Origin of the sequence: Nonomuraea mesophila (assembly GCF_004352805.1) — a bacterium.
Classification (GTDB): Bacteria; Actinomycetota; Actinomycetes; order Streptosporangiales; family Streptosporangiaceae; genus Nonomuraea; species Nonomuraea longispora.
On the sequence record NZ_SMLD01000313.1, the window covers coordinates 1 to 4,638 of the forward strand.

Here is a 4,638-nt window from a genome sequence, read left to right on the forward strand (position 1 = left end):
TAAGAGACAGGTTCCGGAGTACGCGCACGCGAGAGGCGGGCGCGGGACATGCGGGGGGCGGCCTCGGCCCGGCGGTTCGGCCCGGCGGTTCGGCCCGGCGGTTCGGCCCGGCGGTTCGGCCCGGCGGTTCGGCCCGGCAGGCGGCCATGACGAATCCGGTGCGCGCTGCCGACGGGCCGAGGCGGAACATGCGGTGCGCGCTGCCGACGGGCCGAGGCGGAACGTTCCGGTGGATACGGGATCGCGGGCGGGCGCCCGTTACCGAGGCGGCCCCCGCCGGCACAACGTCCAGGCCAGCACGGGTGAGACGGCGACGTCGCCGGGAGCGGCGGGGACGAGCCCGGGGCGTGGCGCAGCGGGCGGCGCGAGGCGGGTGGTCAGCCGGTCCCACAGGCCGCGCAGCGAGCAGGCCAGCAGGGAGACCAACGCCAGCAGCGCCGTCTCGCCGCGCCGCAACCACCACGCCGACACCGTCGCGACGAGCACGTGGGCCAGCAGCATGCCGGTCCCGGGGCCGAGCCCGGTCCCGGTGTGGAGGCCGCCGCCATGATGGGCGGGGAAGGCGGCGGCCCCCGAGCCGAAGAGCTGGTGCATGCCGTACTGCGCGGCGAAGGAGGCGGCGAGCAGCGTGCCCAGGGACCGCTGCCGCCGGGCGAGGACGTACGCGCCCGCACCCGTCACCAGGGTCGCGGCGGCGACGGTCACCAGGCGGGCGTGCGGGCCTCCGGCCAGCACGTGCATGCCCAGCGCGGCGAACACGCAGACCACCGCGAACACCGCCGCCCGCAGCCCGCGCAGGCCGGCCCGGCCGGCCCGCGCGGTGTCCCTGCTGCCGGTGCCGCTTCCTTTCTGGTCGGCGTTCAAACGCGATCACCGCTCACACGAGGAGATACGGCGGCCGTCCGGCGATGGTTCAGTATCCAGGGGGCGCCCGTCAGGGTGTCACGACCGCCAGGTCCCCCGAGTCGCTGTTCAGCTCGATCGTCCGCTGGGCCGAGGGGTCGCTCGCCGCCTTGATGTCCTTGTCGCCGTTGTCCGTCTTGGCCACGATGTTGTACGGCCCCTGCGGCACCTGGATCACGGTGCTGCCCGAATCCGTGGTGGTCGTGACCTGGTCGGGCGGCCCGGTGAAGGCCAATTTCGTGTCACCCGAGTCGGTCTCCGTGACGACGTGCCGCCCCGTCAGCCCGGTGGCCTCGATGGCCCCGGAGTCGGTGGTGGCATCCACGTCGCCGGAAAGGTTCTTCAGCGTCACGCTCGCCGAGTCGGAGCTCACCTTGACCCGGAGTCCCTTGGGCACCTCCACCTGGTAGCTCACGTCGCAGGCGGCGCCGATGGAGCCCCACCCCCACGTGGTGGGACAGTCGAACGTCAGGGCCAGCGTGTCGCCCTGCACCTCGTGGCTGGTCTGTGGCTTGTTCTTGTGCCAGCTCAACCGCTCCGTCACGCGGATGCCCCGGCGATCCGCCTGGACCACCTCGACGGTTCCTGAGTCGGCCTCGACCTCCACCGCCGCCACCGTGTCGGTGACGTCGTACGACACGTCCTCCTCATTCAGCGAGCCGCTGGAGCCGCACCCTGCCAGCACCGCCACGAGCCCGAGGAGGCCTGCCGTCACCGTCGTGCGCTGCGTCTTCATGATGTCCCCTGCTGAGTGATCCGGCGTGCCCCATGGGAAACCTTAGAGACTCTTCGTCAGCGGCGACATTGCCGTTGCCAGGCCACTCCTTGGTAGTGCCTGCCCCACCTTGTGCTCCCGTGATGGTCAGGGGGTCGCGCTGAGCGGCGTCAGCCAGTGGATCTCCAGGTCTTCACGCAGGTAGTCCATGCGCTGCTGCTGGAATCGCGCGAGTTCGGGTCGCTCGAGATGCGCGCGCAGGTCGTCGGCCGACTGCCACAGTTCGTAGAACACGAGCGTGTTGGGGTCGGCCATGTCCCGGTGGACCTGGTAGTGCATCGAGCCAGGCTCGGCCCTGGTCGGTTCGACGAACGACAGCAGCAGCCGCTCCAGTTCACCGGCTCGCTCAGGCTTGGGCCGGGCGAAGCCGTAGAGGCCGACGGGCCCGTTTCCTTCAGGTATGACAATCTTCATACCTGGGAACGCTAGCCACCCGCCCAGGTATGATGCAAATCGTACCTAGGAGAGGTTCATGGATCTGGGCAAGGTGTTCGGCGCGCTGGCCGACGATTCCCGCCGCCGGATGGTGGCCGAACTCGCAGCCGATCTCGCGGACCGCGAGCGCGCCTGCGGCTCGTTCGACCTGCCGGTGAAGAAGGCCACGCGCACGCATCACTTCCGCGTGCTGCGTGAGGCGGGGCTGATCGTGCAGCGCGATCACGGCAACGGCAGCGCCGTCACGCTGCTGCGACAGGACATCGAGCGTCACCTGCCCGGTCTGCTGGCGCTTCTGGTCCAGGAACTGGAGGCTGACAGCAGGCCGGGGCAGGATGGCGCGCGGTAGGCAGGACGGGAGCCCTGGGCACGTGCGAGTGGTCCGTTCAGCGGTTCCAGGAACGCTGGAGGGAGTCGCGGAATTTGCGGCCCCGGGGCGGCGGCACCCCGTCGGACGGGGAGCCGTTCCCGACGGGGAGGGCCGGCAACTCGGCGGGTACGAGCACGGCGGCCTCCTCCTCGGTGACCGGCCGTTCGATCTCGCTGTACGCGCCGTCGTGGGTGCGTACGATGACGCCGGTCTCCACGCCGTGGGCGACGGTGTGCCGGTCGCGCGCCAGCAGTCCGAGGGCGATCCGCCGGGTGATCACGTAGCCCAGCACGGGCGCGGCGAAGACGGCGACGCGGAAGATCCATGTCGTGGTGTACAGCGAGATGTGGAACGTCGAGGCGATCACGTCGTTGCCGCCCGCCAGCCAGAGCACGCCGTAGTAGGCGATCCCGGCGACGCCGAGGCCGGCGCGTACGGGCACGTCCCTCGGCCGGTCGAGAAGGTGGTGCACGGCGTGGTCACGGGTGATCCAGCGTTCCAGGAACGGGTAGAGCGCCAGCGCCGTGAACAGCAGTCCCGGCGCCACCAGGGCCGGGATGATCACGCTCATGGTCACCGTGGACCCGAAGACGGTGAACTCCCACGGAGGCATGATGCGCAGCGCGCCCTCCAGGAAACCCATGTACCAGTCGGGCTGCGAGCCCGCGCTGATCGTGCTCGGCAGGTACGGCCCGTACAACCAGATGGGGTTGATCTGGAACACCGTCGCCAGCAGCGTGATGACCGCCAGCACCCACAGGAAGAACACCGTCGTCTTGGCCAGGAAGGTGGGGAAGAAGGGGGCGCCGCGCACCACCCGGTCGTTCAGTCCCTTCGCCCTGAACTGCGTGTGCGTCTGCCGCCAGGTCAGCACGATCGCGTGCAGCGGGATGAGCAGGGCCAGCAGCGCGGGGATCAGCAGCACGTGGAGGCTGTACAGGCGGGCGATGATGTCCCCTCCGGGGAACTCGCCGCCGAACAGGAACATCGCGAGGTACGTGCCCACCAGCGGCACCGAGATCGTGACCCCGTGCAGGATGCGCAGTCCCGCGCCCGACAGCAGGTCGTCGGGGAGCGAGTAGCCGAACAACCCGTTCAGCATCACCAGTCCGAACAGGGCCACGCCGATCAGCCAGTTCAGGTCGCGCGGCTTGCGGAAGGCGCCGGTGAAGAAGTTGCGCAGCATGTGGACGACGATGGCGGCGAGGAAGATCAGCGTGCCCCAATGGTGCATCTGACGCATCAGCAGGCCGCCCCGCACCTCGAAGCTGATCTCCAGGGTCGAGGCGTACGCCTCGCTCATCGCGACGCCCTGCAGCGGCACGTACGTACCGTCGTAGATCACCTCGTGCATGCTCGGTTTGTAGAAGAAGGTGAGGAAGACACCGGTGAGGAGTACGACCACGAACGCGTAGAGGGCGATCTCCCCGAGCAGGAACGTCCAGTGGTCGGGGAAGATCTTCCGCATCGCCTTCTTCAGGAAACCGGCCCCGCCGATCCGGTCGTCAAGTGCTCCCGCCCAAGAGCTGGCCTTCATCCTCAACCCGCCTATGTCATGGTTATCCCGTCACTGAACTAGACGGCGCAGGCGCGGAAAATGTGACATCCGGCGGGCGGGCGGGCGGCCTCAGGCGAGGCGTTCGACCGTGACGGGGATCGGCCCCAGCGCGCGGATGGCCTGCCGGTGGTGGTGCAGCAGCGTGCCGAGCGCGGTGGCGGGGGCCGAGCCCAGCCGCGCGGTCACGTCCACGCACCAGGCGATGCTCCCACCGATCCGGCGCAGTTCCCAGGAGAAGCCGTGGCCGTCGGCGCCGGCCGAGGCGGCCCCGGCCACCCGTGGGTCGCCGCTCGGCTCCAGCCGCAGCGCGGCGCGCGCGCCCGCCAGCGCGCCGGCGTCGAGTTCCCCGGCGAACAGGATGCGGTAGCGGCGCGCGCCGGCCGGTGAACCGCCGAGGGTGCCCAGGTCGAGCGGTGCCTCCCCGGGGAGGGGCTGGTGTTCGGAGCGCGCCCGCAGCTCCGGCTCGGACGGCAGTTCGCCGCCGCACATCCGCGCGTACGCCTCCTCCGCCGCCCGGCGGTCCGCCGCTGTCGTCCTCGCCTGCAAGCCGGGGTCGGAACGCAGGTCGCGGGTGAGCAGCGCGCCGCCCGCCCAGCC

Annotated in this window: 6 protein-coding genes; 1 reads left to right on the forward strand and 5 read right to left on the reverse strand. The window is 70.5% G+C overall.

The window, feature by feature from the left end:
* Positions 1 to 258 precede the first annotated feature (258 nt).
* The 3 genes from E1295_RS47165 to E1295_RS47175 form a co-directional block, all read right to left on the reverse strand.
* Positions 259 to 864, reverse strand: coding sequence for a hypothetical protein (locus E1295_RS47165; RefSeq protein ID WP_132641783.1), 606 nt, complete (start codon positions 862 to 864; stop codon positions 259 to 261).
* 70 nt (positions 865 to 934) lie between these two features.
* Positions 935 to 1,639: a DUF4097 family beta strand repeat-containing protein gene (locus tag E1295_RS47170; RefSeq protein ID WP_132641785.1), complete on the reverse strand. Its 705-nt coding sequence runs from the start codon at positions 1,637 to 1,639 to the stop codon at positions 935 to 937.
* A gap of 126 nt (positions 1,640 to 1,765) precedes the next feature.
* Positions 1,766 to 2,092, reverse strand: a complete 327-nt coding sequence (locus tag E1295_RS47175) for a putative quinol monooxygenase (RefSeq protein WP_132641787.1) — start codon at positions 2,090 to 2,092, stop codon at positions 1,766 to 1,768.
* Between the two features lie 58 nt (positions 2,093 to 2,150).
* On the opposite strand from E1295_RS47175, the gene E1295_RS47180 reads away from it, so the two are divergent.
* Positions 2,151 to 2,462 (forward strand): ArsR/SmtB family transcription factor, encoded by a 312-nt coding sequence (locus E1295_RS47180; RefSeq protein ID WP_132641789.1) that lies wholly within the window; start codon positions 2,151 to 2,153, stop codon positions 2,460 to 2,462.
* 37 nt (positions 2,463 to 2,499) lie between these two features.
* Here the strand turns inward: E1295_RS47180 and qcrB are convergent, their stop codons facing one another.
* Both qcrB and E1295_RS49550 read right to left on the reverse strand, forming a co-directional pair.
* Positions 2,500 to 4,020 (reverse strand): cytochrome bc1 complex cytochrome b subunit, encoded by a 1,521-nt coding sequence (qcrB, locus tag E1295_RS47185; RefSeq protein WP_132641791.1) that lies wholly within the window; start codon positions 4,018 to 4,020, stop codon positions 2,500 to 2,502.
* Between the two features lie 90 nt (positions 4,021 to 4,110).
* Positions 4,111 to 4,638, reverse strand: a 528-nt coding sequence (locus E1295_RS49550) for a hypothetical protein (RefSeq protein ID WP_166427781.1), incomplete at its 5' end; no start/stop codon positions are given.

Excerpts from the sequence above, each read along its gene's own strand:
- E1295_RS47170 (WP_132641785.1), bottom strand. The coding sequence starts at position 1,639 with ATGAAGACGCAGCGCACGACGGTGACGGCAGGCCTCCTCGGGCTCGTG.
- E1295_RS47175 (WP_132641787.1), bottom strand. The coding sequence starts at position 2,092 with ATGAAGATTGTCATACCTGAAGGAAACGGGCCCGTCGGCCTCTACGGC.
- E1295_RS47180 (WP_132641789.1), top strand. The coding sequence starts at position 2,151 with ATGGATCTGGGCAAGGTGTTCGGCGCGCTGGCCGACGATTCCCGCCGC.
- qcrB (WP_132641791.1), bottom strand. The coding sequence starts at position 4,020 with ATGAAGGCCAGCTCTTGGGCGGGAGCACTTGACGACCGGATCGGCGGG.